Annotated in this window: 26 protein-coding genes, 4 tRNA genes and 1 pseudogene; all 31 read left to right on the plus strand. The window is 32.0% G+C overall.

Annotated elements, in window-relative coordinates:
- Positions 1–66: 66 nt before the first annotated feature.
- The 31 genes and pseudogenes from OWM07_RS02250 (at position 67) to smpB (ending at position 24,386) form a co-directional block, all read left to right on the plus strand.
- A complete protein-coding gene (locus tag OWM07_RS02250) occupies positions 67–843 on the plus strand; it encodes an oxygen-binding di-iron domain-containing protein (protein WP_423302051.1) in 777 nt (258 codons plus the stop codon).
- Between the two features lie 17 nt (positions 844–860).
- Positions 861–1,790, plus strand: coding sequence for a GGDEF domain-containing protein (locus OWM07_RS02255; protein ID WP_423302052.1), 930 nt, complete (start codon positions 861–863; stop codon positions 1,788–1,790).
- A gap of 88 nt (positions 1,791–1,878) precedes the next feature.
- The gene (locus tag OWM07_RS02260) at positions 1,879–3,177 is read left to right on the plus strand and encodes a PhoH family protein (RefSeq protein WP_423302053.1); all 1,299 of its coding nucleotides are present in this window, start codon (positions 1,879–1,881) and stop codon (positions 3,175–3,177) included.
- 9 nt (positions 3,178–3,186) lie between these two features.
- On the plus strand, positions 3,187–3,783 hold the full coding sequence (locus OWM07_RS02265; protein ID WP_423302054.1) for a D-sedoheptulose-7-phosphate isomerase: 597 nt from the start codon (positions 3,187–3,189) through the stop codon (positions 3,781–3,783).
- On the plus strand, positions 3,783–4,256 hold the full coding sequence (rfaE2, locus tag OWM07_RS02270) for a D-glycero-beta-D-manno-heptose 1-phosphate adenylyltransferase (RefSeq protein WP_423302055.1): 474 nt from the start codon (positions 3,783–3,785) through the stop codon (positions 4,254–4,256). Before OWM07_RS02265 ends, rfaE2 begins: the two co-directional genes overlap by 1 nt.
- Positions 4,256–7,591, plus strand: coding sequence for a transcription-repair coupling factor (mfd, locus tag OWM07_RS02275; protein WP_423302056.1), 3,336 nt, complete (start codon positions 4,256–4,258; stop codon positions 7,589–7,591). Before rfaE2 ends, mfd begins: the two co-directional genes overlap by 1 nt.
- Positions 7,588–8,571: a peptidylprolyl isomerase gene (locus tag OWM07_RS02280; protein ID WP_423302057.1), complete on the plus strand. Its 984-nt coding sequence runs from the start codon at positions 7,588–7,590 to the stop codon at positions 8,569–8,571. The genes mfd and OWM07_RS02280 overlap by 4 nt, the downstream gene beginning before the upstream one ends.
- On the plus strand, positions 8,501–9,415 hold the full coding sequence (locus OWM07_RS02285) for a SurA N-terminal domain-containing protein (protein WP_423302058.1): 915 nt from the start codon (positions 8,501–8,503) through the stop codon (positions 9,413–9,415). The genes OWM07_RS02280 and OWM07_RS02285 overlap by 71 nt, the downstream gene beginning before the upstream one ends.
- 1 nt (position 9,416) lies before the next feature.
- Entirely contained in the window at positions 9,417–9,698 is a 282-nt protein-coding gene (locus OWM07_RS02290) for an RNA-binding S4 domain-containing protein (RefSeq protein ID WP_423302059.1), read from the plus strand.
- A gap of 90 nt (positions 9,699–9,788) precedes the next feature.
- Positions 9,789–10,220: a 23S rRNA (pseudouridine(1915)-N(3))-methyltransferase RlmH gene (locus tag OWM07_RS02295; RefSeq protein WP_423302060.1), complete on the plus strand. Its 432-nt coding sequence runs from the start codon at positions 9,789–9,791 to the stop codon at positions 10,218–10,220.
- A 45-nt stretch (positions 10,221–10,265) separates the two neighbouring features.
- Positions 10,266–10,628, plus strand: a complete 363-nt coding sequence (locus tag OWM07_RS02300; protein WP_423302061.1) for a TraR/DksA family transcriptional regulator — start codon at positions 10,266–10,268, stop codon at positions 10,626–10,628.
- A gap of 1 nt (position 10,629) precedes the next feature.
- A complete protein-coding gene (gene gpmI, locus OWM07_RS02305; RefSeq protein WP_423302062.1) occupies positions 10,630–12,150 on the plus strand; it encodes a 2,3-bisphosphoglycerate-independent phosphoglycerate mutase in 1,521 nt (506 codons plus the stop codon).
- 19 nt (positions 12,151–12,169) lie between these two features.
- Positions 12,170–12,292 (plus strand): annotated as a pseudogene (locus tag OWM07_RS02310) (double zinc ribbon domain-containing protein); the annotation flags it as partial.
- 66 nt (positions 12,293–12,358) lie between these two features.
- A complete protein-coding gene (locus OWM07_RS02315) occupies positions 12,359–12,805 on the plus strand; it encodes a ComF family protein (protein ID WP_423302275.1) in 447 nt (148 codons plus the stop codon).
- Positions 12,802–14,106, plus strand: coding sequence for a PAS domain-containing protein (locus OWM07_RS02320; protein ID WP_423302063.1), 1,305 nt, complete (start codon positions 12,802–12,804; stop codon positions 14,104–14,106). Before OWM07_RS02315 ends, OWM07_RS02320 begins: the two co-directional genes overlap by 4 nt.
- 10 nt (positions 14,107–14,116) lie before the next feature.
- Positions 14,117–15,115 carry a type I glyceraldehyde-3-phosphate dehydrogenase gene (gene gap, locus OWM07_RS02325; RefSeq protein ID WP_423302064.1) on the plus strand — a complete coding sequence of 333 codons (999 nt, stop codon included), beginning with the start codon at positions 14,117–14,119 and terminating at the stop codon, positions 15,113–15,115.
- A 55-nt stretch (positions 15,116–15,170) separates the two neighbouring features.
- Entirely contained in the window at positions 15,171–16,325 is a 1,155-nt protein-coding gene (locus OWM07_RS02330) for a phosphoglycerate kinase (RefSeq protein WP_423302065.1), read from the plus strand.
- A gap of 114 nt (positions 16,326–16,439) precedes the next feature.
- Positions 16,440–16,862 (plus strand): F0F1 ATP synthase subunit B family protein, encoded by a 423-nt coding sequence (locus OWM07_RS02335; protein ID WP_423302066.1) that lies wholly within the window; start codon positions 16,440–16,442, stop codon positions 16,860–16,862.
- 9 nt (positions 16,863–16,871) lie between these two features.
- Positions 16,872–17,423, plus strand: a complete 552-nt coding sequence (locus OWM07_RS02340) for a F0F1 ATP synthase subunit B family protein (RefSeq protein ID WP_423302067.1) — start codon at positions 16,872–16,874, stop codon at positions 17,421–17,423.
- 4 nt (positions 17,424–17,427) lie between these two features.
- On the plus strand, positions 17,428–17,964 hold the full coding sequence (gene atpH / locus OWM07_RS02345) for an ATP synthase F1 subunit delta (protein ID WP_423302068.1): 537 nt from the start codon (positions 17,428–17,430) through the stop codon (positions 17,962–17,964).
- Positions 17,965–17,983: 19 nt separating this feature from the next.
- A complete protein-coding gene (gene atpA / locus OWM07_RS02350; protein WP_423302069.1) occupies positions 17,984–19,492 on the plus strand; it encodes a F0F1 ATP synthase subunit alpha in 1,509 nt (502 codons plus the stop codon).
- Between the two features lie 13 nt (positions 19,493–19,505).
- Entirely contained in the window at positions 19,506–20,363 is an 858-nt protein-coding gene (atpG, locus tag OWM07_RS02355) for an ATP synthase F1 subunit gamma (RefSeq protein ID WP_423302070.1), read from the plus strand.
- A 21-nt stretch (positions 20,364–20,384) separates the two neighbouring features.
- A complete protein-coding gene (gene atpD, locus OWM07_RS02360; RefSeq protein ID WP_423302071.1) occupies positions 20,385–21,791 on the plus strand; it encodes a F0F1 ATP synthase subunit beta in 1,407 nt (468 codons plus the stop codon).
- A gap of 2 nt (positions 21,792–21,793) precedes the next feature.
- Positions 21,794–22,210: a F0F1 ATP synthase subunit epsilon gene (locus OWM07_RS02365; protein ID WP_423302072.1), complete on the plus strand. Its 417-nt coding sequence runs from the start codon at positions 21,794–21,796 to the stop codon at positions 22,208–22,210.
- Positions 22,211–22,237: 27 nt separating this feature from the next.
- A complete protein-coding gene (locus OWM07_RS02370; RefSeq protein WP_423302073.1) occupies positions 22,238–22,933 on the plus strand; it encodes a tRNA1(Val) (adenine(37)-N6)-methyltransferase in 696 nt (231 codons plus the stop codon).
- 19 nt (positions 22,934–22,952) lie between these two features.
- Positions 22,953–23,255 carry an MTH1187 family thiamine-binding protein gene (locus tag OWM07_RS02375; RefSeq protein ID WP_423302074.1) on the plus strand — a complete coding sequence of 101 codons (303 nt, stop codon included), beginning with the start codon at positions 22,953–22,955 and terminating at the stop codon, positions 23,253–23,255.
- A 284-nt stretch (positions 23,256–23,539) separates the two neighbouring features.
- Positions 23,540–23,615 (plus strand) — tRNA-Lys (locus OWM07_RS02380).
- 4 nt (positions 23,616–23,619) lie between these two features.
- Positions 23,620–23,694, plus strand: a tRNA-Glu gene (locus tag OWM07_RS02385).
- Between the two features lie 6 nt (positions 23,695–23,700).
- A tRNA-Val gene (locus tag OWM07_RS02390) sits at positions 23,701–23,773 on the plus strand.
- 7 nt (positions 23,774–23,780) lie between these two features.
- Positions 23,781–23,855: transfer RNA gene (locus OWM07_RS02395), tRNA-Asp, on the plus strand.
- Between the two features lie 75 nt (positions 23,856–23,930).
- Positions 23,931–24,386, plus strand: coding sequence for an SsrA-binding protein SmpB (gene smpB, locus OWM07_RS02400; protein ID WP_423302075.1), 456 nt, complete (start codon positions 23,931–23,933; stop codon positions 24,384–24,386).
- Positions 24,387–24,395 lie beyond the last annotated feature (9 nt).

Here is a 24,395-nt window from a genome sequence, read left to right on the forward strand (position 1 = left end):
CGAAAGGTCCCTTTTTTATTTATTAAACTTTGTTGCAATCGTTAAATAAATTTAATATAATTTAATATGAATGATAACTTGATAGACCCAGTTGAGATTGCTGAAGATATTTTTTGGGTTGGGCATGAATTGCCAGATGACCCTTTTCAATGTCATGTATATTTAATCTTAAATGGTAAAGAATCTATTTTAATAGATCCAGGTTCTAAGATAACTTTTAAATATTCATTAGAGAAGATTGAGCAAATAATACCCTTTTCGTATATAAAGTATTTTGTATGTCAGCATCAAGACCCTGATATTACAGCGTCTTTGGAAATGATAAAAGATCTTTTGATTAGAGATGATGCAGTTATTGTTAGCCATTGGAGAGCTATTGCTTTATTGAAGCATTACAACCTCAATATTCCTATGATATGTGTGGAAAAGGAAAATTGGAAGTTAAACGCAGGTGGGAGAGAATTAGAGTTTATCTTTACACCATATTGTCATTTCCCTGGTGCTTTCTGTACTTATGATAAAAAAAGCAAAGTTTTATTTTCTAGTGATCTGTTTGGTGGATTTACAGATGGGTTCAAACTTTTTGCAGAAGATATTAAATATTTTGATTCAATAACTGCCTTTCATGAACATTATATGCCATCAAAAGAGATTTTAGTACATAGTTTAAAAAAGATTGAAAAGTATGATATTGATTTAATTGCTCCTCAGCATGGATCAATTATTAAAAGAGATCTGATAAAACCTATAATAAATAAAATGAAAAATCTTGATTGTGGGCTTTTTTTACTTACTCAAACAAGTACTGAGTTGGAAAAGCTTAGAAAGTTAAATAAATTTTAAACGCTTTTTTGGAAACAATGGCAACTTATAAAGATTTTACTGAGCTTATTAGAGAGTTTGTTATAGAATTAAGGAGTGCTTTTGATTTTGATAGTATTGAATTTTATATTGATTATAAAGGGAAACTTTTTTATTTCTTAGCTGAGACTCCATCAATATGGGAAGAAATCAAACAACAAGAATATGTTAAAGATATTTTACAATTAAAAATGAGTGAATATTATGAAAAATATCCCAACTATTTAAATATTGAAAATGTTTTTTATATACCAATTCCTGAAGTTGAAAGTGATAAAATTATTGCTGTTATGAAGTTGGATTTAAAAGAACCTATTTCTATTGACGAGGATATTTTAGAAATCCTGAAAAAAGTTATAAATTTCTTAAGTATAGCTTTTGAAAGAGAGTTTATCAGAAGAAAATTGATTGAAGAGCGTGAAGAATTTTATGAACTCTCTATACACGATCCATTAACGGGATGTTATACCAGATATTATTTGACAGAAACAATTAGGAGGTTTTTTGCTTTACATGATAGGGGTGAAATACCATCTGTTGGTTTTATAATGCTTGATATTGATGATTTTAAAAAAATAAATGACATTTATGGGCACGATGTTGGGGATGAAGTGTTAAGTGTGATTGGAAAAATTATTAAAAATGAGGTTAGAGTGGGAGATATACCTGTTAGATACGGTGGTGAGGAGTTTATTATTGTTGCGGTGGTGAATGATATCAAAAGTGTTTATATGGTTGCAGAGAGGATTAGAGCAAAGCTTGAAGAATACAAATGGGATGCACCGTTAGATAAGGAAAGAATTACTGCGAGTTTCGGAGTTGTGCTGCGCAAAAAAGGGGAATCTTTTGAAGATGTAATTAAAAGGGTGGATATTAATTTGTATAAGGCTAAATCTGCTGGGAAAAATACTGTTATTTGCGAGGAATAACAGTTTTTATCTTTTTAAATCTAGATTATAATTTTCAATCTTTATATTTTCTGTTATAAGTAAGTTAATATAACAATTGGGGTGAGAAATGATAAATTATGTTTTTGATACAAATGTGCTACTTTATGATCCGATTTCAATTTTTACTTTTGAAAACAGTGTTATTAATATTCCGATTACAGTTATTGAAGAGATAGATATTTTTAAAAAGCACATGGATCAAACAGGTTATAATGCAAGGTTTGTAGCAAGAAAGCTTGATGAGCTAAGAAGTTTGGGAGAACTAAATAAAGGGGTTAAGATAGAAAATGGCTCTATAATAAGGGTCAATGTTTGTAATCATCATTTAAAAGATTTGATACCAGATGAGCTAATTAGTGATAAAGCTGATAACCTTATACTTTCTGTGGCTAAGTATTTGCAGGAAAAAGAGAATAAAGAGGTTATTTTTGTTACCAAGGATGCAAACTTAAGGATTAAGGCTGATGTCTTGGGGATAAAATCAATAGATTATGAAAAGGATAAGGTAGAAATAGAAAGTTTTTTTGAAGGTGCTAAAAAAGTTGTGGTTAGTGATGATTCTATAAATAGATTTTATAAAGATGATGAGCTTGAAATAGAAATTGATGCAGATGAAAACGAGTATCTGTTTTTGGTTTCAGAAATAAATGAGAAGCATACTGCACTTGGAAAGTATTCTAAGAAAAATGGTAAAGTTGTTAAAATTAAAGAGTACAAAGATGGGATATGGGGGATATTTGCTAGAAATGCCGAGCAAAAATTTGCTTTTGATGCATTGATGGATGATTCTATAAAGCTTGTCTGTTTGATGGGGATTGCAGGCACAGGGAAAACACTACTTGCAATAGCTGCAGGACTTAAAAAGGTTGCGGATGATAGAGTCTATAAAAAACTTCTTGTGGCAAGGCCTATTTTCCCGATGGGGAAAGATTTGGGTTATTTGCCTGGAGAATTGAAAGAGAAGTTAAACCCCTGGATGCAACCAGTGTATGATAATTTACAGCTAATTTTATCCAGTGATGAAGGAGGGTATTCTTACAAGGCGCTTCTTGATCAAAATATTGTAGAAATTGAAGCTCTCACTTATATCAGAGGGAGAAGTATGCCAAACCAATATTTTATAGTGGATGAAGCCCAAAATTTAACCCCTCATGAGATAAAAACTATACTTACTAGGGCAGGTGAGAATACAAAGGTTATTTTGACAGGTGATCCCTATCAGATAGACAATCCGTATATAGATTATCATTCAAATGGATTGACTTATGTTGTGGATAAATTTAAAGATGATGAGATTGCAGCGGTAGTAACTTTGATAAAAGGGGAAAGATCTGAGCTAGCCACAAAGGCAGCTAAAAAGTTGTAGGGGTAAAAGATGGAATCCTTTGTAGAAAATATATTTGAAGAGATGAAAGAAACATTAAACAAATTTACTGCAAAAAATAAAAATCTGCTTATTGCAATAGCTCAAGAGATTGCATATTGCTTTATGGAAGAAGGTAAGCTGCTTATTTTTGGCAATGGAGGAAGTGCTGCTGATGCCCAGCATATTGCTGCAGAGTTTATAAATAGATTCAAAATTGAAAGACCATCGCTTCCAGCAATAGCTTTGACTACTGATACTTCTGTGCTAACATCTATAAGTAACGATTACGATTTTAATCAGGTATTTTTAAAACAGGTTATGGCCATAGCTGATGAAAGGGATATTGTTTGGGGGATTTCCACCAGTGGTAACTCAGAAAATGTAATAAACGCCCTTAGGTATGCTGCAACAAATGATATTAAAACAATCGGTTTTACTGGTAAAGATGGTGGTAAAATGAATGGGCTTTGTGATTTACTTTTAGTAGTGGATTCAGATAATACTGCAAGGATACAAGAGATGCATATTGCTGCAGCACATATAATTTGTGAGCTTGTTGATGAGATTATGTTTGGTAGATTTTCAGATATGTTAGAGGACGAATAATGGATAATATCATTTTTGATGTGGATAAATTAGTAAATATGATTGATAGAAAAGGGAAAAAGGTTGTTTTTACGAATGGATGTTTTGATATAGTGCATTATGGACATATCTCTTATCTTTATAAAGCAAAAGAACTGGGAGATATTTTAATTGTGGCATTAAATAGCGATGAATCTGTAAAAAGGTTAAAAGGGGAGAAAAGACCTATAAATAGTTTAAAAGAGCGAGCAGCATTAATGGCTTCTTTAAAACCTGTGGACTATGTGACTATGTTTGAAGAGGATACACCTTATAACATTATTAAAAAGATAAAACCTGATGTGCTTGTAAAGGGTGGTGATTGGAAAGAGGATGAAATTGTTGGCTCTGATATTGTAAAAAGCTATGGTGGAGAGGTTTATTCTTTAAATTTTGTGGAAGGGTTTGCAACAACAAATATTATAGAAAAGATTATTGATTTATATTGCAAATAATGGATAGATCTGTTTTTTCGTCACTTTGGGGATCATCAAAATCTTTTTTATTAAGGAAGTTAATTAAAGAAAGTCAAAATAGCAGTCTTATTATCTGTGAAAACAGAAATGAAATGGAAAAAGTTGTTCAGGAGTTAAACTTTTTTTTGCCAGATATGGAAATATTGAGTTTTCCAGAATACACACATGAGCCTTTTGATGAAGTAAAAATTGAATCAACTGTTTTATCAGAAAGGGTAACATCTCTAAAAAAGTTAATAGCTGATAATGATAAAAAGGTAGTTGTTGGAACATTTTATTCAATTTTGAAAAAAGTATTTACAAAAAATGATTTTAAAAATTCCATTTATTCATTGAAAGTTGGAGATATCATCAGTTTTGATGAGCTAAAATATATCTTAGGATATTTGGGATTTGTTGAAGTTGAATATGTAACTGATAAAGGGGAATTTTTACAAAGAGGGGATTTTTTTGAAATTTTTCTGATAGATGAAGAATATCCTGTAAGATGTGAGTTTTTTGATGATGAATTAGAAGCTATTTATTATTTCGATCCTGTTACAATAAAAAAGGTAAAAGATGTTGATGCTATTGATATTTTACCTGCAAATGAAATTTTATGTGATGAAGAGGATTTAATAAAAAATATTAAAGATGATACTGTAAGAGAAAGAATTAAAGAATTTGGTAAATTTGCAGGGGTTCATTGGTATGCCCCTTATGTGCAAAAACTTACCCCTTTTTGGGAATACATGGGGAAAATCGACAAAGTTTATTTTTTAGGGGATGGTTTTCAAAATAAAATAGAAAATTATTTTGATTACCTTTTAGATAAATTTGAGGAATCTCATCATTCTTATGATTATGAAGAAATTTTTGTTTCTAAAAATCAATTAGAAGCATTTTTGGATGAACATGAGTTTGTTATCTTAAGTGAAGTTGATGAGCGCTCAGAAAAACTCCCCTTTAGAGTATCTTCCTCTATTAATTTTTTTACACCTGAAGGGACAAATGTTTATAACAATGCTGAAAGGTTTATCGAGAGGCTAAAAAGCTTAATAAAAGATGGATATTCTGCAGTTATTTCTTTTAATAATAAGCGGTTTAAAGAAATATTTACACAATTTTTAAAAGAGCATGAAATAGCATTTGTTGAGGGGAGTAAATTTTACGATTTAGATAAATGTAGTGTTTTGATAATTGATGCAAACTTTTCAGGTGGTTTTATCAGCGAAAACTATAAGTTGGCTGTTTTTACGGATTATGAGATATTCGGTTTTCAAAAGAAAGCAAAAAAAACAAAGAAAAAAGAGGTATTTAAGACCAATATCTCTGATTTAGAAGAAGGGGATTATGTAGTTCATGTTGATTATGGAATTGGGATATATCGCGGTATTGAAAATAAAGAGATAGGTGGGATAAAGGGGGATTATATAAAAGTAGAATTTGAAAATGGGGAAAACCTTTATATACCCATTTCAAATATTGGACTTTTACAAAAATATATCGGTACAAAAGGTGCTACTCCAAAGCTAAGCAATCTTCAGTCAAATAGATGGAAAAAATTAAAAGAGCAGGCATATAAGAGTGCTAAAAAATTAGCTGTTGATATTTTAAAAATTTATGCGGAAAGAAAGAGTAGGAAAGGTTTTGCTTTTACAAAAAGTGGGGAGATTTTAAAAACGGTTGAACTTAGGTTCCCTTACGAAGAAACAGAGGATCAATTAGTTGTTATCAATGAAGTTTTTAATGATATGGAAAGTGAAACCCCTATGGAAAGACTTGTTTGTGGAGATGTGGGCTTTGGAAAGACAGAGGTGGCAATAAGGGCTGCTGCAAAAGCTGTAGAAAATTATAAGCAGGTAGCTATTTTGGCTCCAACAACTGTTTTAGTAAGACAGCACTATCAAAATTTCATAGAAAGATTTAAAGATTTGCCTGTTGAAATAGATTATATTTCGAGATTTAAAACATCAAGAGAGATAAAAAAGACTTTGGAAAGACTAAAAAAAGGGGAGATAGATATAATTATTGGGACACATAGATTACTTTCTAAAGATGTAGAATTTTATGATTTAGGTTTACTAATTGTGGATGAGGAGCAGCGTTTTGGTGTAAACCATAAAGAGAAAATAAAGGCATTAAAAAGCAATATAGATGTTTTGACATTAACAGCCACGCCAATACCCAGAACATTGCAGCTGTCTTTAAGCGGTTTAAGGGATATGAGCATAATTAACACTCCTCCGCAGGATAGAGAGCCTGTTTCAATAAAGATTATTAAAAACGATGAAGAGTTGAATAATGCTATTTTAAAAGAATTAAAAAGGGGTGGGCAGGTTTATTTTTTACATAATAAAGTAGAAGATATAGAAAAAATAGCCTATATGCTCAAAGAAAAATTCCCTCTATCAAATATAGCTATTGCCCATGGGCAGATGGATGCAAAAGTGTTAGATGAAGTTTTTGAAAAGTTTTATCAGGGTGATGTGGATATTTTAGTATGTACAACAATTATCGAAAATGGCCTTGATATATCAAATGCGAACACAATTATTATAAATAATGCTCACACCTTTGGGCTTGCTCAGCTTTATCAATTGAAAGGAAGAGTTGGTAGAGGTAATAAAAGAGGGTATTGTTATTTGCGAATTCCTCAAAATGCAAAAATCAATGAAGTGGCAAGGAAAAGATTAAAAATCATAAGTCAGTTGTCCGATTTAGGAAGTGGTTTTAAAATTTCAACTTATGATTTGCAGATTAGAGGTGCTGGAGATCTGTTAGGTGCAGAGCAATCAGGTTTTGTGGTAAATGTTGGCTATGAGCTTTATGTGCAGATGATTAATGATGCGATAAATGAGTTGAAGGGGGATAAAGTTGATACAAATGTAACAGAAATAAATGCTAATATCCCTCACTATATCCCTGTATCTTATATCCCATCTCATAGAGAACGGATCGAGTACTATAGAAGAATTTCTGAACTAAAAAATTTTGAAGAAATCGAACATATTATTGAAGATTTGGAAATCTTGTATGGAGATATACCAGAAGAAACTATGAATCTAATATATATAATGTGTTTGAGAAATTTATTATCCAAATTAGGTGCAAAGTCAGCGACTATTTTTAAGAATAGTATAAATATTGTTTTTTATGAAAAATGTGATTTAGATGTAAATATTTTCTTATCAAAATTACAAAATAATGATAAGTTAGTTGCTAATTTTAAAAATAGTGATACTCTAATAATTGCTTATAAAGGGGATAGTATATTTTTGATTACGCTATTAAAGTTTTTTGAAGATTATATGAAAGTTGCTGAAAAGGTATGAAAAAATATTTAAGCGTTTTTATCATTTTACTTCTTTTTATTTTTAGTTGTGAAAGTGGGAAGGTTGAAAAAAGTTCTGATAATAAGAGTACACAAGAAGTAGAAGAAATAATAAATTTAGATGAAGCTGTTGTAGTTATTAATAATAATGCTTATTATCGCAACGATGTGATGAATTTTATATATTTCAGTTTCCCTGGTATTACAGAAGATGATTATAATAAAGATAATTTAACGAGACTATTCATTGATGAGTTTATTAAATTTCAATTATTATTGAGTGATGCTAAAAAAAATAATGTTAAGGTTAGTAGTGAACGACTGAATAGTATTATGAATAAAATAGAGAAGATCGGAGAAGATTCATTTGTTATTGATTTTCCAATTTCTTTAGATGAATATAAGAAGCTTTTAAGAGAAAGCATGATTGTAAAAGAATGGCTAAACAAATTGATAGAAAAAAATATTACAGTCAGTGAAGATGAGGTAAAAATTAAATATGAAAAAATAGATAAAACTAAAAAATCCATAGTAAAGTATCATGTTTTACATATTGTAACAACAAATTATAAAGATGCTCTAAATGCTAGAAGAGCTTTACTTCGAGGAAAAAGTTTTAAAGAGGTTGCTTTGAAATATTCTGTGGGGCCAGAGAAAGACCAAGGAGGAGATTTAGGATATATTGTATTGGAGGATATGCCAGATATTTTCCAGAAGATTAAAAGGCTAAGGATAAAAAGGATAAGTCCAGTTTATAAATCTGACTATGGTTATCATATATTCCAAGTATTGGATAAAAAAAAGGAAGTAGAAGTAGGCTATGAGGTTTTAAAACCTAAATTATATCAAGAAATATTTGCGGAAAAAGTAGAAAAATTTATAAATGACTATGTGGAGGTACTTAAAAAAAATGCGAAAATTACCATTAATGTTGATAATCTTAATCTTATTAGCGACAATAGCTCAATCAAAAATAATTGATAAAGTTGTTGCTATTGTTGGTGATAAAATAATTACACAGTATGATGTAGAAAGTTTTAATCCAAAGCAGGTAAAAAAGATTTATTCAATAAAAGATGAGGCAACTAAAGAAAAATTACTAAAAAAATATTATAAAGAGGTTTTGGACTTTTTGGTAAATCAATATGTACTTGAAATTGCTGCTGAAAGAGAAGGTATTAAAGTAAGTGAGGCAGAAGTTGAAAATGCTTTAAATGAAGTTTTAACTAATAATAACATTACGATTGAGCAATTAGAAAAGGTATTGGAAGAAAACAATTTGACACTTGCTAAATATAAGTATCAGCTCAAAAATGAGATTTTAAATGCCAGAATTAGACATGCAATAATTTTACCAAAGCTTGTTGTGACAGAAGAGGATATTAGACATTATATTGATGAGCATAATAAGGAATTGAAACTTGATGACCAGTTTGAGTTGAGGATTATAAAAATTAAAGATAAGAACAAGTTAGATGAAATTGAGAAATTTTTAAAAGATAAAGGGTCTTTTGCTGATGCTGCTATAAAGTATTCTGTTGATAAAACAGCAAAATCTGGAGGTTATATTGGCTGGATAAAATTGAATCATCTACCTGAAAATATTAGAGAAAAAGTTAAAGGACATAAAGAAGGTGATATCATAAAAATAGAAGATAATGGTGAGATTACTTTGTTATTTATAGAAAATTTTAAGAGTAAATATGATATTGATGATAAATTGAAAGATGAGATCGTGAAAAAAATAAAGGAAAAGATGTATCCTGATGTTGTTAAAAACTGGCTAGAAAAGCATAAAGCAACAATTTTTATAAAGTATATGTAATATGAGGCTGGATAAGTTTTTGAAAGTAACAATGCTAATTAAAAGAAGGTCGGTTGCCAATGAGGCTGCCGATGAGGGGTTTATTTATGTAAATGGTAAAAAAGCTAAGCCTTCCACAAAAATTAAAGCTGGTGATAAGATATTGCTTGATATGTGGAATTATAAGAAAGAAGTACTTGTAAAGGCCTTACCTGAAACAAAGGGGAGTATCCCCAAAAAAGATATAGATAAATACATTGAAATTTTAAGTTATGAACCAAAGCAGGTAGACGATTTCATTTGATTAATCTAGCTTAATAACTCCAATTGCATTTATCTTAAGTAAAGATTGTTGACATTCTTAAGTTCATAGTCTATAGAGACAACAATCTTTATGAAGATTAGAATAATTGTTGGTTCGAAAATAAGTGATAGGTATATTAGAGAGTTGCTTGATAGATATATTAAGAGGTTGAAAGTGTTTTGTGATTTTGAAATTAAAGATTTTAAGTGTTCTGGTAATGTCAAAAAAGATGATGAAAAATATATTTTGCTCTCTCAGGGATTTTATAGAGTTGGACTTGCTATTGAGGGTAAGATGTTTGACTCAATGACTTTTGCAAAAAGGTTTTTGGATGGTAATTATAATGATATTTCGTTTTTGATAGGTAGTGCAGAGGGGTTATCAGAAGACTTGAAAAAAGATTGTGATGAATTATTATCACTATCAAAATTAACATTTTGTCATGAACATGCTTTGTTAGTTTTAACAGAGCAAATATATAGAGGTTTTACAATTAATAAGGGGCATCCTTATCACAAGTGATATAAAAAGCTCTCAGTTTTGATGCTGAGGGTAAGGAGGTAATAAATGGATAAAGAGAGATTACAGTATTTTAAAGAGAAGTTGTTAAAAATGAGGGAAGAATTAATAGATAAATTACAGAAAAAATATGCAGAGGCTATAGATATTGGCAAAGGGGATGGATTAGATTCTGCTGATGAAGCTTATAGAATTTATAATAGAAATTTGATGCTTGGGAGAGTAGAGACTGATGCTTTAAAGCTTAGACTTGTTGAAGAAGCTTTGAAAAGGATTGAGAATGGCACTTATGGAGTTTGTATATCCTGCGAAGAGGAGATAGAGGAGAAAAGATTGGAGTATGTACCATTTGCTAGATATTGTACTGAATGTAAATCTGAATTGGAGAAAAAGGGTTTAATCAGGATGTAGAGTGATGAGAAAGTTAATACTTTTGATATTGGATGGTTGGGGTTATAGAGAAGAAAAAGATAATAATGCCATTTTGAGTTCTAATCCTGAAAACTTTTTGAAGTTGTGGAACAATAGCCCTCACATGCTTTTAAATGCTAGTGAGGAATGGGTTGGTCTTCCTAAAGGGCAAATGGGTAACTCTGAAGTGGGGCATACAAATATTGGTGCAGGACGAATTGTTTATCAGGACATAGTTAGGATAAATAAAGCTATTGAGAATGAAGAGCTAAAAAATAATAAAAACATCGTTGAGTTTATTAATAATGTAAAATCTAAAAATAATAGAGTCCATTTTTTTGGCCTTGTAAGTGATGGTGGTGTTCACAGTCATATAGATCAGTTAAAAGGTTTTATAAAGTTTTTTAAAGATAATGGAGTAAATGAGATTTATGTCCATGCTTTTATGGATGGGAGAGATACTCCCCCAAAAAGTGGGATAGATTATATAAGAGATTTAAATAACTTTTTAATAAAAAATGATTATGGAAAAATTGCCACAGTCTCTGGAAGATATTACTCCATGGACAGAGATAAGAGATGGGATAGGATAGAAAAAGCTTTTAGAGCTATTAGAGATGGGGTAGGATTACAAATCGATAATCCTGAAGATGCTGTAAGAGAAGCTTACAATAGAGGTGAAACAGATGAATTTATAACCCCTACAGTTGTAGATAAAAATGGTATAGTTAAAGATGGTGATGGCGTATTTTTCTTTAATTTTAGAGCTGATAGAGCAAGAGAATTAACAATGTGCTTTATTAATGAGGATTTTGATTATTTTGATAGAGGTTCAAAACCTGATGTAGCTTTTATAACTTTGACAGAATACCATAAAGATTTTGATGTATTAGTGGCTTTCCCACCTGAAAACCTTACAAATATTTTTGGTGAAATTATAAGTAAAAAGGGGTTAAAGCAGCTCCGCATTGCTGAGACAGAAAAATATGCACATGTGACCTTCTTTTTCAACGGTGGTAGAGAGCTTGTTTTTGAAGGGGAAGAGAGGATATTAGTCCCATCTCCAAAAGATGTTGCAACCTATGATCAAAAACCAGAAATGTCAGTGTTTGAAGTGGTTAAGAGATTTGAAGAAAAAGTTTTCAATGATGAAATTGATGTGGTAATTATGAATTTTGCGAATCCAGATATGGTGGGGCATACTGGTGTGTTTGATGCTGCAGTTAAAGCGTGCAAAGCCGTAGATAAAGCTTTAGGAAAAGTTGTAGAAATTACTAATAAGCTGAATGCTGTATTGATTGTTACCGCTGATCATGGTAATTCTGAGCAGATGTGGGATTATGAAAATAATCAGCCTCATACTGCCCATACATTAAACCTTGTCCCATTTATTGTTTATAACTACGATTGTAAACTAAAGGGTGGTGTAGGAAAGTTAGCTGATATAGCTCCTACTATGTTAGATATCTTAGGGTTTGAAAAACCAGCTGATATGACAGGTGATTCGTTAATTGTTAAATGAAATCTTTTTTTCTGAATGTTTGAATTGTAATACAAAAATCAATTACAAAGAACTGTTTTGTTATAGCTGTTTGTCTTTATTTGAGCCGACAATTTATCGCTGTTCAAACTGTGGATACCCTTTAGAATTAGAGGCAAAGTTTTGTAAGAATTGTATAACAGATAATTATTATGATTATATTTATGTATCCTATTGGTATAATGGCATAATGCGAAAATTTTTAAAGTATGTAAAATTTCACTATGGCATCAAATATGGACATATTTTTAATTTCCTTTTAAAGAGAATATTATTTACTCATAACTATGATTTGATAACACCTGTTCCAGCTCATTTTATAAGGAATTTTAGAAGGTTTGTTCAACCAGCATACATTATAGCTAAAATTTTGGCTAAAAATAATAATATGAAATATGAACAAGTTTTAAAAAGGGTTAAAAAAACTGATTATCAGTGGAAATTTAAGAAGAAAGAAAGAGGAAAAAATATTAAAGGTGCATTTTGTCTTGATAGCGATGTAAAAGGTTTGAAAATACTACTTGTTGATGATATAATAACAACAGGCTCTACTATAAATGAGTGTTCCAAAGTTTTAAAAGAAAATGGCTCTAAAAAAGTTGATGTTTTTTGTCTTGCTAAAGGGAAATTTATATGAATGATTTTAATATTTTAAAAGATTTATCAAAAATATTAGATAAAAACTTTTTATATTTTGATTATCTTAAAAAGGATTTTTGGCATATTTCAAAAGATGAAGTAATAAAACAAAAAACTGATAACAGTTTATTGGAACAGATTGAAAAACATTTATCTAAAAATGGATTTATCTTTAAAACTAAAAAGGGGAAACATTTAGTTTTTTTAAGAGTTAAAGAGGGGGTATTAGATGGCTTTATTATCTTGCAGGCTTTGCAGGTAGAAGGGTTTTTATTAACTTTATTAGAAAAAATTCTGAACAGACTAATTTCAAAAAAAACTGCTACAATTGATTATGAAAGAGAAGTTAATTTGTTAAGAGATGAACTTGAAGAGTGTGAAAGTACCGTTAGTAAGCTAGATAAGCAATTAAAGGAATTAGAAGAGGTTGTAGATGATTATAAGCTCCAAATTGAAGGGCTTGAAGAAAGTGTTTCAATTTTGCGTAATAGTCGATCAAAGATGCTAAAACTCATCGATGGGATAAAAAACCCATTATTCTCTTTAACTATCGATTATGAACTAAACAATGTTAATAAGGCTTTAGGGGATTTAGTAGGTGTAGAATCTTTAGCAAAATTTATAGGAAATAAATGTTTTAAAGCGATTTTTAATTTTAATGAAAAATGCCCATGGTGCAAATTAGATAAAGTTATAACTGAAAAAGAGGAAGTAGTTCAGAATATAAATGTAAAATTTGGTAAAAATGAGTATTGGTTTGAGCATGTTATGTTTCCAATATTTGATGAAAATGGCGAAGTTGTAGAAGTGGGTGAATTATTAAACGATATTACAGAGCAATATAAGTTATACGAGGATTTAAAAAATACGCAATATAAAATAAAAAAGATATCTAAAGATAGAATAGATGCATTAAATGAAGTTGCACATCTAAAAAAGGAATATAATGATCTGTACCATGAGTATGAAAAAATATCTGAAAAACATAAAAAATTGATATCAGTATTTGAAAAGATTATTAATGAAACAAAGGCGGGAGAGGTCTTAACATTAAGAAAGGAAAATAGAGAGTTAAAGTATAAGTTAGGTCAACTTAACCAACTTGTTGAGAAATTAAACCAGAAATTAGAAGAAAGCAGAAAAGGTGAAAAAGAAATTTATAAAAAAACAATTTATAGTATTGACAGATTGTATAATATGATTACAAAAAGGGTGGATTTTAAAAAGGATGAGTACGAAAAAACACTGCAGTTTATAAGTACTCAGCTAGAATTAATAAAAGATAAATTAGGAATATAGGAGGGAAATAATGTCGGTAAAAGTTGCAATCAATGGATTTGGTAGGATAGGGCGCTGTACATTTAGGGCTGCATTAGAAAAAGGGCTTGATATTGATTTTGTAGCTATCAACGATTTAACAGATGCTGCTACTTTAGCTCATTTGTTAAAGTGGGATTCTGTACATGGTCAGTTTGACTTTGATGTGTATTCAGAAGATGATTATTTAGTTGTTAATGGTAAAAAGATAAAAGTTTATGCTGAAAAGGATCCCGCAAATCTTCCTTGGAAAGAACTTGGGGTTGATGTGGTTGTTGAATCTACAGGTTTATTTAGAAAAAGGGAGCAAGCATCAAAGCATTTAGAAGCTGGAGCTAAAAAGGTTGTTATATCTGCACCTGCAGAAAATCCTGATATTACCGTAGTATTGGGTGTTAACTTTGATAAATATGACAAAGAGAAACATCATATTATTTCTAACGCTTCATGTACTACAAACTGTTTAGCACCAGTTGCTAAAGTTTTGAATGATAAATTTGGAATAGTTAAAGGGGTAATGACCACTGTTCATTCTTATACTAATGACCAGAGAATTCTTGATTTACCACATAAAGACTTAAGAAGGGCGAGGGCAGCTGCTGTTTCTATGATCCCTACTTCTACAGGTGCAGCAAAAGCAGTGGGATTGGTTTTGCCTGAGTTAAAAGGGAAATTAGATGGGCTTGCAATAAGGGTGCCAACCCCTAATGTGTCTATTGTAGATCTTACATGTGAGTTAAAGAGAGATGTAACTGCAGAAGAAGTTAACAATGCTATTAAAGAAGCTGCAGAAAGTGAAATGAAAGGTATTTTACAATATGTTGAAGATGAGTTAGTATCTATAGATTTTAATGGCAATCCTCATTCTAGCATTTTTGATTCTAAATTAACAAAAGTTGTTGAAGGGAACTGTGTAAAAGTTTTTAGCTGGTATGATAATGAGTGGGGTTATTCAAACAGGGTTGCTGAGCTGGTGACAAAATTACTTTAATTTTATAAAGGGGGATTTTCCCTCTTTTTTATTTTATACAAGTAGGAGGGAATTCATGATTAGAAATGTGCGTGATATGGACTTTGAAGGTAAGAAAGTTTTTTTAAGGGTAGATTTTAATGTTCCTATAAAGGATGGGAAAATTCAAGATGACACAAGGATAAAAGAGGCACTTCCTACTATAAATTATATCAAAGAAAGAGGTGGCAAGGTTATACTTGCGAGCCATTTAGGCAGACCAAAAGGGGAAAAGAAACCAGAATTTAGCTTAAAGCCAGTGGCAGATTATTTAGGTATCCCATTTATTGATGATTGTATAGGTGAGAAGGTTATAGAGTTTACTAATAAAATGGAAAAGGGTGAAGTTGCTCTTTTAGAAAACTTGAGGTTTTATAAGGGTGAAGAAAAAAATGATGAGAGTTTTGTTAAAGAGCTTAGTAAATTTACTGAAATTTATGTAAATGACGCTTTTGGTACATGTCATAGAAAGCATGCTTCAGTATATGGGCTAGCACAGCTAATCAAAGATAAGTGTGCTGGTTTCTTAATAGAAAAAGAGATTACCTATTTTGAAAAGTTGTTAAAATCTCCAGACAAACCTTTTACTGCAATAATAGGTGGAGCTAAAGTCAGTGATAAAATAGGGGTTTTAAAAAGCTTATTGAATTTGGTAGATAATATATTGATTGGAGGAGCTATGGCTTACACCTTTTTAAAAAGCAAAGGTGTAAGTATTGGTTCATCTTTGGTTGAGGATGATTATTTAAAAACTGCAATAGAGATATTAGAGTCTGCAAAGGAAAAGAAGGTAAATATATATTTACCAGTTGATCATATTGTTTCTACTGATTTGGACGGTGTAGCTGAGTATGTTGAAGATATTAATATCCCTGATGGAAAGATGGGGTTAGATATTGGTAAAAAAACTGTGAAGCAATATGAAGAAGTTCTTATTGATAGTAAAACAGTGTTATGGAATGGTCCTATGGGGGTTTTTGAGAAACCTCAATTTGCTGAAGGGACATTCAGTATAGCCAAAATACTTTCTGAGATTGATGCAACAACGGTTGTTGGTGGAGGAGATTCTGTTAGTGCAGTAAAAAAAGCTGGTTGTGCAGATAAGATCGACCATATCTCTACAGGTGGCGGAGCATCGTTAGAATATATTGAATTTGGTACTCTGCCAGGCATAGAAGCTTTAAATTCATAAAATTATGTTTTAAATTGGGTAAAAAAATATTGACAATACACATTTGTTTTGGTATGAATTGCAAAACTTTTTTGTTGTGTACAGTATACAATCTTTGAATGATCGGGAGGGAAAATGATAAATCTTGATATTACTTTGTTTTTGCAGATTATTAATTTTTTGCTCATTCTATTTATAGGGAAAAAATTAATATTTGATCCTGTAAATGAAACTGTAAATAAAAGGGATTCTCGTATAAATAGTTTGCGCAAAAGTGCTGAGGAGATGTTGGCTGAAATTAATAAATTAAAAAGCGAATATGAGGCGAAACTTGCAGCTGTAAAAAAAGAGATATCAGAATATCAAAGTAGTGTTAGACAAGAAGCAGTTAATGTGGCTACCGAAAAGGTTTCCAAAGTAAAAAGTGAATTAGATAAAAAGGTCGAAGAAGCTAGGAAGCAGATTGAAGTAGAAAAAGAGAAAGCTAAAGTAGAATTGAAGACCGAAGCAGAAAAGCTGTCTGAAATGATTGTAGAAAAAATAATTAAGGTAGCGTAGGAGGCAATAGTGAAATATGTTGCAATTTTAATAAATATTTTATTGATTGGAAGTGTGGCTTTTGCAAATGAGGGAGGCCATGGAGGTAACCAGGTAGAGCAGTTTATTTGGAGATTAATTACATTTATAGTATTTGTGTTTATACTCTATAAATTTCTAAAAAATCCGATAAAAAACCTTTTAATAAATAGAACTGAAGAGATTAGAAAGACTATTGAAGAAGCTGAAAAAGCTAAAGCTGAGGCGGAAAAAGAGTTAAATACATATAAGGAAAAATTGGCATCTATGGAAAAAGAGTTAGAGCAGATGAAAAATAATGCGATAGCTGCTGTTGAAAAGGAAAAAGAGTTGATTTTAGCAGATGCAGAGAAAAATATAGAAAAACTAAAAGTTTTTGCTGAAAATCTTATAGATTCAGAAATGACAAAAGCAAAGGAAGAGTTAAAAGCTTTAACAGTTGAGCTTGCAATTAAGCTTGCTGAAGAAAAAATGAACACAACTTTAACAAAAGAGATGAAAGAAAAGATTGCTGAAAAATATATAAAAACTTTAGAGGTGTAGTTTGATGGTGACCGCTGTTTCTAAAAGATATGCAATAGCACTTTTTGAGTATGCCAAAGAGAAAAATATAGTAGATAATGTTCTTTCAGAATTAAAAGATTTAGTAGATTTGTATAAAACTTCTGATGAGTTTAAAACTTTTATTAAAAACCCTTTAATTAAAAAGAGTGAGAAAGAAAAGGTAATAAAATCAATGGCGGATGAGGGCAAGTTGAGTAAAGATTTGATGAATTTTTTACTTATATTGGTGGAAAAAGGGAGACTTGTTCTTATCGAAGAAATTTATAATTACTTTAGATTACTTCAAATGGAAGAAAATGGTGAAGTTGATGCTTATGTAAAATTGGCTGATGAGTATGATGACAAAATTAAAAGCGAAATTAAAAACTCTTTAGAAAAAATTACAAATAAGAAAGTTAATTTAAACATAGAAATTGACAAATCCATTTTAGGTGGATTTATAGCTCAAGTAAAAAGTAATCTTTATGATGTTAGTATTTCAGGGCAACTTAGAAAATTAAAGGAAACTTTATTAAAATAAATAAAAGGAGTTAAGCTATATGCAGATAAGGGCTGAAGAAATTAGTAAAATTATTAAAGAACAGATTGAAAATTTTGAGCAGAAAGCTGAAATGGAAGAGATCGGTACTGTTATTAGTGCCGGTGATGGTATTGCAAAGGTTTATGGTTTAGACAATGCTATGGCTGGAGAGCTTGTCGAGCTTCCTGGTGGTGTATATGGTATCGTGTTTAACTTGGAAGAGGATAATGTTGGTATCGTTATAATGGGGGATTATGAGCATATTAAAGAGGGTGATGTTGTAAAAAGGACTGGTAGGATTGCATCTGTGCCTGTTGGTCCAGAGTTGGTGGGAAGGGTTGTTAACCCACTTGGTCAGCCAATAGATGGTAAAGGGCCAATAGAAGCTAAAGAGTATGATGTGATTGAAAAAATTGCTCCAGGTATTGTAAGAAGAAGACCAGTTCATGAGCCATTACAAACAGGTATCAAAGCAATAGATGCAATGATACCAATAGGAAGAGGGCAAAGGGAGTTAATTATTGGTGATAGACAGACTGGTAAGACTGCAGTTGCTTTAGATACTATTATTAACCAAAAAGGGCAAAATGTTATCTGTGTTTATGTTGCTATTGGGCAGAAGAGATCAACTGTTGCAAGAGTTGTAGATACTTTAGAAAAATATGGTGCAATGGAGTATACTATTGTAGTGGCTGCGACTGCTAGTGACCCAGCACCATTACAATTTATTGCACCTTTTGCTGGTTGTACAATGGGTGAATATTTTAGAGATAGAGGTCAGCATGCGTTATTGATTTATGATGATTTATCAAAACACGCTGTTGCATACAGGCAGATGTCATTGCTTCTTAGAAGACCTCCTGGTAGGGAAGCTTATCCAGGTGATGTATTCTATCTTCACTCAAGATTGCTTGAAAGGGCTGCTAAATTTAATGAAGAAAATGGCGGTGGTTCTTTGACTGCATTACCAATTATTGAAACTCAAGCAGGTGACGTTTCTGCATATATCCCTACAAATGTTATTTCAATTACTGATGGTCAGATATATCTTGAAACTGACTTATTTTATTCAGGTATAAGACCAGCTGTTAATGTTGGTTTATCAGTTTCCAGGGTTGGTGGTTCTGCGCAAATTAAGGCAATGAAACAGGTTGCTGGTAGATTAAGACTTGATCTCGCTCAGTATAGAGAGCTTGCAGCTTTTGCTCAGTTTGGTAGTGATCTTGATGCTGCAACCAGAGCTCAGTTGAATAGAGGTGAAAAATTAGTAGAAATACTAAAACAAGGACAATATCAACCTGTTCCAGTTGAAGAGCAGGTTTTAATAATATTTACAGGTGTTAATGGGTATCTTGATGATATTCCTACAAAGAGTGTTCAAAGGTTTGAAAAAGAGTTTATTAGCTATGTGAAGACAAATAAACCAGATATTTTAGAAGATATAAGGACTAAAAAAGCTTTAGATGATGATTTAACAAATAGAATGAAAGCTGCTATTGAAGAATTCAAAAAGCAGTTTAATGCTTAATTAGGAGATTATAATGCCCGGAATGAGGGATATAAAAAGAAAAATAGCATCTGTTAAAAGCACACAGAAGATAACAAAAGCAATGAAGATGGTCTCAGCAGCCAAATTAAGAAGGGCTCAAGAGGCTATGGAGGCTGCTAGACCTTATGCTAATAAGATCTATGATGTTGTAGCTTCTATCAGAAAAAGGGTTAACCCCGAGTTACATCCATTTCTAAATACGAAAGAAGAAGTAAAAAGTGTTTGTTTGGTGATTTTTACATCTGATAGAGGGCTTTGTGGAGCATTCAATTCAAATGTGATTAAAGCTACAAATAAATTTATAACAGAAAATAGCGACAAAAAGGTTAAGCTCGTATGTGTTGGAAGAAGAGGTTATGATTTCTTTAGGAAGCGTGATGTAGAAGTAATTGACAAATATATAAGCTTTGGTGGTAGAGTTACTTTTGATGATGCAGTAAAGATTGGTGAATCCATTGTAAAAAACTTTTTGGAAGAACAATTTGATGAAGTTTATATACTTTACAACGAGTTTAAATCAATTGTATATCATGTCCCTAAAGTGGTGAAAATTTTACCACTTGTTTTTGATAAGGATGAAAATGAAGTATTAGTAGATTATCTATACGAGCCAAAGCCAGATATTTTGTTAAATAATATAATGCCAAAATATATCAATTTTACTATTTTTAGAGCATTACTAGAATCAACTGCTGGTGAGCATGGTGCTAGAATGGCGGCAATGGATAATGCTACAAGAAATGCTGGAGAGCTTATTGATAAGTTGGTATTAAGTTTTAATAAAGCTCGCCAGGCCGCAATTACTAAAGAAATATTAGATATTGTTAATGGTGCAGAAGCTTTAAAATAATGAATAGATGGGGTGGATATAATGGCAAATGTTGGTAAGATTGTTCAAATAATTGGTCCTGTTGTGGACGTTAAGTTTGAATCAGGACAATTACCTGAAATTTATAATGCTATCAGGATTGAGGATAAGAAGCATGACCGTGTAATTATTTGTGAGGTAGAACAACATCTTGGTGAAAATACTGTTAGAACTGTTGCTATGACTTCTACAGATGGTTTAGTGAGAGGGATGGAGGCTATCGATACAGGTAAGCCTATAACAGCTCCAGTGGGTAAAGGGGCTCTTGGTAGGATATTAAATGTGGTAGGTGAGCCTGTTGATGAAGCTGGTGAAGTCAAAGCAGAAGATTATTGGCCTATTCATAGACCTGCTCCAAAATTAGAGGATCAAGAAACAGGTTATGAAATCCTGGAAACAGGTATTAAAGTTATAGACTTGCTTGAACCTTATACAAAAGGTGGTAAAACAGGTTTGTTTGGTGGTGCAGGTGTTGGTAAAACAGTTCTTATAATGGAGCTTATTAATAATATTGCTAAGCAGCATGGTGGTTACTCAGTATTTTGTGGTGTAGGAGAAAGAACAAGGGAAGGTAATGACCTCTGGTTAGAAATGCAAGAAGCAGGGGTTTTAGATAAGGTTGCACTTATTTATGGTCAGATGAATGAGCCACCTGGTGCAAGGATGAGAGTAGGTCTTACTGGACTTACAATTGCTGAATATTTCAGAGATGTTGAAGGGCAGGACGTTCTTCTGTTTATTGATAATATATTTAGATTCTCTCAGGCAGGTTCTGAGGTTTCTGCGTTGCTTGGTCGTATGCCTTCAGCGGTTGGTTATCAGCCTACACTTGGAACAGAAATGGGTGAGCTACAGGAAAGGATTACATCAACTAAAAAAGGTTCTATTACATCTGTACAGGCTGTTTATGTGCCTGCTGACGACCTTACTGACCCAGCACCAGCTACTACATTTGCACACCTTGATGCAACAACAGTTTTATCTCGTCAAATTGCTGAGCTGGGTATTTATCCTGCAGTGGATCCACTTGATTCCACATCAAGGATACTTGATCCTAATATTGTAGGTGAAGAACATTACAATGTAGCAAGAGGTGTTCAGGCTGTATTACAAAGATATAAAGAGTTACAAGATATTATTGCTATCTTGGGTATGGAAGAGTTGTCCGAAGAGGACAAACTTATTGTTGCAAGAGCTAGAAAAATCCAAAGATTCTTGTCTCAGCCATTCCATGTGGCAGAGCAGTTTACAGGTATGCCAGGTAAGTATGTACCATTAAAAGAAACAATAAGAGGATTTAAAGAAATTTTAGAAGGAAAATGCGACGACCTACCAGAGCAAGCATTTTACATGGTAGGTGGCATTGATGAGGTTTATGAAAAGGCTGAGCAACTTAAGAAAAGAGGATAATGATGGCTGATAAACTTCGCTTTATATTGGTTTCACCTGAAAGAGAGTTAATAAATGAAGAGGTTGATGAGGTTATTGCTCCAGGCGTTGAGGGTGATTTTGGTGTTTTGCCTGGGCATACACCTTTTTTAACTGCTTTAAGGGTAGGTGAGCTAATATATAAGAAAGATGGTGTTGAAGAATATGTTGCAATCGATAGAGGCTTTTTAGAAGTGGCTGATGATGTGGTAACTGTGCTTGCTGAAAGTGCTGAGCTTGGTAGAGAAATCGATTTAGAAGAGGCTATAAGAAGGAAGCTTGAAGCTGAAAAAGCTCTTGAAGCAGCTCGTAGGGAAGATGAAATCAAATTTAGGAAAGTAGAAGCGCAGCTACAGAGAGAGTTGTTGAGAGTCTCTGTTGCAGAAAGATATAAAAAATAGGCGGCTATTAAGCCGCTTTTTTTATTTATGGATAAGTCATTAGATTCAATTATCTATAAAGATATTAAAATAGTTCAGCCCAAAAAAGGATTTAGATTTTCTGTAGATTCCCCTTTACTTTTTAGATTTATAAATGAAAAGAAGATATTTAATAATGTGTTAGATATAGGTAGTGGAAGTGGTGTTTTGTCTGCTTTGATAGCGAAAAAATATAGAGTGCAGCATATTGATGCTGTGGAAATAAATGAAGTACTTTACGAATGTCTTTTAGATACAATAAAGTTTAATAAGTTTGATAATTTAATTACCCCTCATAACATTAATATTTTTGATTTTAAGCCAAGTCTTAATTATGATCTAATTGTTTGTAATCCACCATACAGAAAGAGGGACACTGGCAGAGTTTGTAAAGATGAATTTGAAAATTTTGCGAGATTTGATGATTTAATGCCTTTGGATAAACTATTTAGCTATGTAAAAAGTGTATTAAAAAATAGAGGTTATTTTTATATATCTTATGATGCTGATCTTTTAGTGCAACCTTTATATTTAGGAAGAAAAAATAATTTAGAGCCGAAAAGAATGCAGTTTTTATATCCTGCTGAGAATAAGCCAGCTAGATTAGTGTTTATTGAATTTGTAAAAGGAGCAGGGGTTGAAATTAAAATCGAGCCACCTATATTTCAAAATAGAAGTGAATTTGAAAAACTTTTAAAAGAGTAAACAGCACAAGGAGTGAATAATGAGTGCAATGGCATTTTTTTCAGCTACTCCTATTGGTAAAGAAGAGAGTGTATCAAAATATGTAGCTAAAGTTGTAAAAAAGGTAAAAGATAGTGGGTTAGCGTGGCAATTAACACCAATGGGTACTATTGTTGAAGGGGATAATTTGAAAGAGGTCCTTACTGTAATTTCTGAGGCAGTAGAAGAATTAAAAGATGTGAATAGAATATCTATATCAATTAAAGTGGATTATAGAAGGGATAGAAAATCTGGGTTTGAGAAAAAAGTAGAATCTGTATTGAGTAAACTTGAAGACAAATAAAAGTATCAACTGCTTTAATTGTAAATACTTTTATATAACTTGGGATAGAGCTTATCCGTATGGTTGTAAGAGATTGGGATTTAAAAGTAAATATATGCCAAGTAAAGAGGTCAGACTTAGTTCAGGTGTAGAGTGTTTGTATTTTACTAACAAGTAGTTGGTTACTTTTATGGCTAGAGAAAAATTAATAAAAAAATGTAAAAAAAATAAAAAAATTTGTTGACTTTATTATATTGTTTTGTTATAAGCTTATTCCCGTCAGCAAGAGAGCTGATGGAAAGAGTGAGCCGTTAGCTCAGTAGGTAGAGCAACTGCCTTTTAAGCAGTGGGTCGCAGGTTCGAAGCCTGCACGGCTCACCATTAAGTCCCCATCGTCTAGCCTGGCCTAGGACACCGGCCTTTCGAGCCGGTAACGGGGGTTCAAATCCCCCTGGGGACGTTAAATGGGCGGTTAGCTCAGCTGGGAGAGCACCGGCCTTACAAGCCGGGGGTCGTAGGTTCAATCCCTGCACCGCCCATTTTTTAGGGGGCGTAGTTCAGTTTGGTTAGAACGCCGGCCTGTCGAGCCGGAGGTCGCGAGTTCGAGTCTCGTCGTCCCCGTTTAAAAGCCATCTCGTTTAGGCGAGGTGGCTTTTTTTGTTTACAATTTCTTTTTAAAAGGGTAATATAAAAGTTATGAAAGTGTTAGCAACTAACAAAAAAGCCTATCATGATTATGAAATAATAGAAAAATATGAAGCTGGAATTGTGCTTAAAGGAACAGAGGTAAAATCTGCTAAGAATGGTAGAATAAATTTAAGAGATTCTTTTATTAGGATAAATAATGGTGAAGCATTTTTGTTAAATTGTCATATTTCGCCTTATGAACAAGGGAACATAATGAATCATGATCCAACAAGGACAAGAAAGCTTTTATTGCACAAAAGAGAAATATCAAGACTTGCTGGAAAAGTTCAGGAAAAGGGGCTGACATTAGTACCTTTAAAGGTTTATTTAAAGAATAATTTAGTCAAAGTAGAAATTGCTCTGGCTAAAGGTAAGAAGTTGCATGATAAAAGAGAATCTATTAAGAAAAAGGATTTAGATAGAGAGATTTCAAGAACTTTAAAAAATAAATTCAAAATAAAATAATATTGATTT

The organism is Deferribacter thermophilus (genome assembly GCF_049472675.1).
GTDB lineage: Bacteria > Chrysiogenota > Deferribacteres > Deferribacterales > Deferribacteraceae > Deferribacter > Deferribacter thermophilus.

Bases quoted from the DNA above. Each gene is read 5' to 3' on its own strand.
- OWM07_RS02250 (WP_423302051.1), top strand. From the start codon at position 67: ATGAATGATAACTTGATAGACCCAGTTGAGATTGCTGAAGATATTTTT.
- OWM07_RS02255 (WP_423302052.1), top strand. From the start codon at position 861: ATGGCAACTTATAAAGATTTTACTGAGCTTATTAGAGAGTTTGTTATA.
- OWM07_RS02260 (WP_423302053.1), top strand. From the start codon at position 1,879: ATGATAAATTATGTTTTTGATACAAATGTGCTACTTTATGATCCGATT.
- OWM07_RS02265 (WP_423302054.1), top strand. From the start codon at position 3,187: ATGGAATCCTTTGTAGAAAATATATTTGAAGAGATGAAAGAAACATTA.
- rfaE2 (WP_423302055.1), top strand. From the start codon at position 3,783: ATGGATAATATCATTTTTGATGTGGATAAATTAGTAAATATGATTGAT.
- mfd (WP_423302056.1), top strand. From the start codon at position 4,256: ATGGATAGATCTGTTTTTTCGTCACTTTGGGGATCATCAAAATCTTTT.
- OWM07_RS02280 (WP_423302057.1), top strand. From the start codon at position 7,588: ATGAAAAAATATTTAAGCGTTTTTATCATTTTACTTCTTTTTATTTTT.
- OWM07_RS02285 (WP_423302058.1), top strand. From the start codon at position 8,501: ATGCGAAAATTACCATTAATGTTGATAATCTTAATCTTATTAGCGACA.
- OWM07_RS02290 (WP_423302059.1), top strand. From the start codon at position 9,417: ATGAGGCTGGATAAGTTTTTGAAAGTAACAATGCTAATTAAAAGAAGG.
- OWM07_RS02295 (WP_423302060.1), top strand. From the start codon at position 9,789: ATGAAGATTAGAATAATTGTTGGTTCGAAAATAAGTGATAGGTATATT.
- OWM07_RS02300 (WP_423302061.1), top strand. From the start codon at position 10,266: ATGGATAAAGAGAGATTACAGTATTTTAAAGAGAAGTTGTTAAAAATG.
- OWM07_RS02315 (WP_423302275.1), top strand. From the start codon at position 12,359: ATGCGAAAATTTTTAAAGTATGTAAAATTTCACTATGGCATCAAATAT.
- OWM07_RS02320 (WP_423302063.1), top strand. From the start codon at position 12,802: ATGAATGATTTTAATATTTTAAAAGATTTATCAAAAATATTAGATAAA.
- gap (WP_423302064.1), top strand. From the start codon at position 14,117: ATGTCGGTAAAAGTTGCAATCAATGGATTTGGTAGGATAGGGCGCTGT.
- OWM07_RS02330 (WP_423302065.1), top strand. From the start codon at position 15,171: ATGATTAGAAATGTGCGTGATATGGACTTTGAAGGTAAGAAAGTTTTT.
- OWM07_RS02335 (WP_423302066.1), top strand. From the start codon at position 16,440: ATGATAAATCTTGATATTACTTTGTTTTTGCAGATTATTAATTTTTTG.
- atpH (WP_423302068.1), top strand. From the start codon at position 17,428: ATGGTGACCGCTGTTTCTAAAAGATATGCAATAGCACTTTTTGAGTAT.
- atpA (WP_423302069.1), top strand. From the start codon at position 17,984: ATGCAGATAAGGGCTGAAGAAATTAGTAAAATTATTAAAGAACAGATT.
- atpG (WP_423302070.1), top strand. From the start codon at position 19,506: ATGCCCGGAATGAGGGATATAAAAAGAAAAATAGCATCTGTTAAAAGC.
- atpD (WP_423302071.1), top strand. From the start codon at position 20,385: ATGGCAAATGTTGGTAAGATTGTTCAAATAATTGGTCCTGTTGTGGAC.
- OWM07_RS02365 (WP_423302072.1), top strand. From the start codon at position 21,794: ATGGCTGATAAACTTCGCTTTATATTGGTTTCACCTGAAAGAGAGTTA.
- OWM07_RS02370 (WP_423302073.1), top strand. From the start codon at position 22,238: ATGGATAAGTCATTAGATTCAATTATCTATAAAGATATTAAAATAGTT.
- OWM07_RS02375 (WP_423302074.1), top strand. From the start codon at position 22,953: ATGAGTGCAATGGCATTTTTTTCAGCTACTCCTATTGGTAAAGAAGAG.
- smpB (WP_423302075.1), top strand. From the start codon at position 23,931: ATGAAAGTGTTAGCAACTAACAAAAAAGCCTATCATGATTATGAAATA.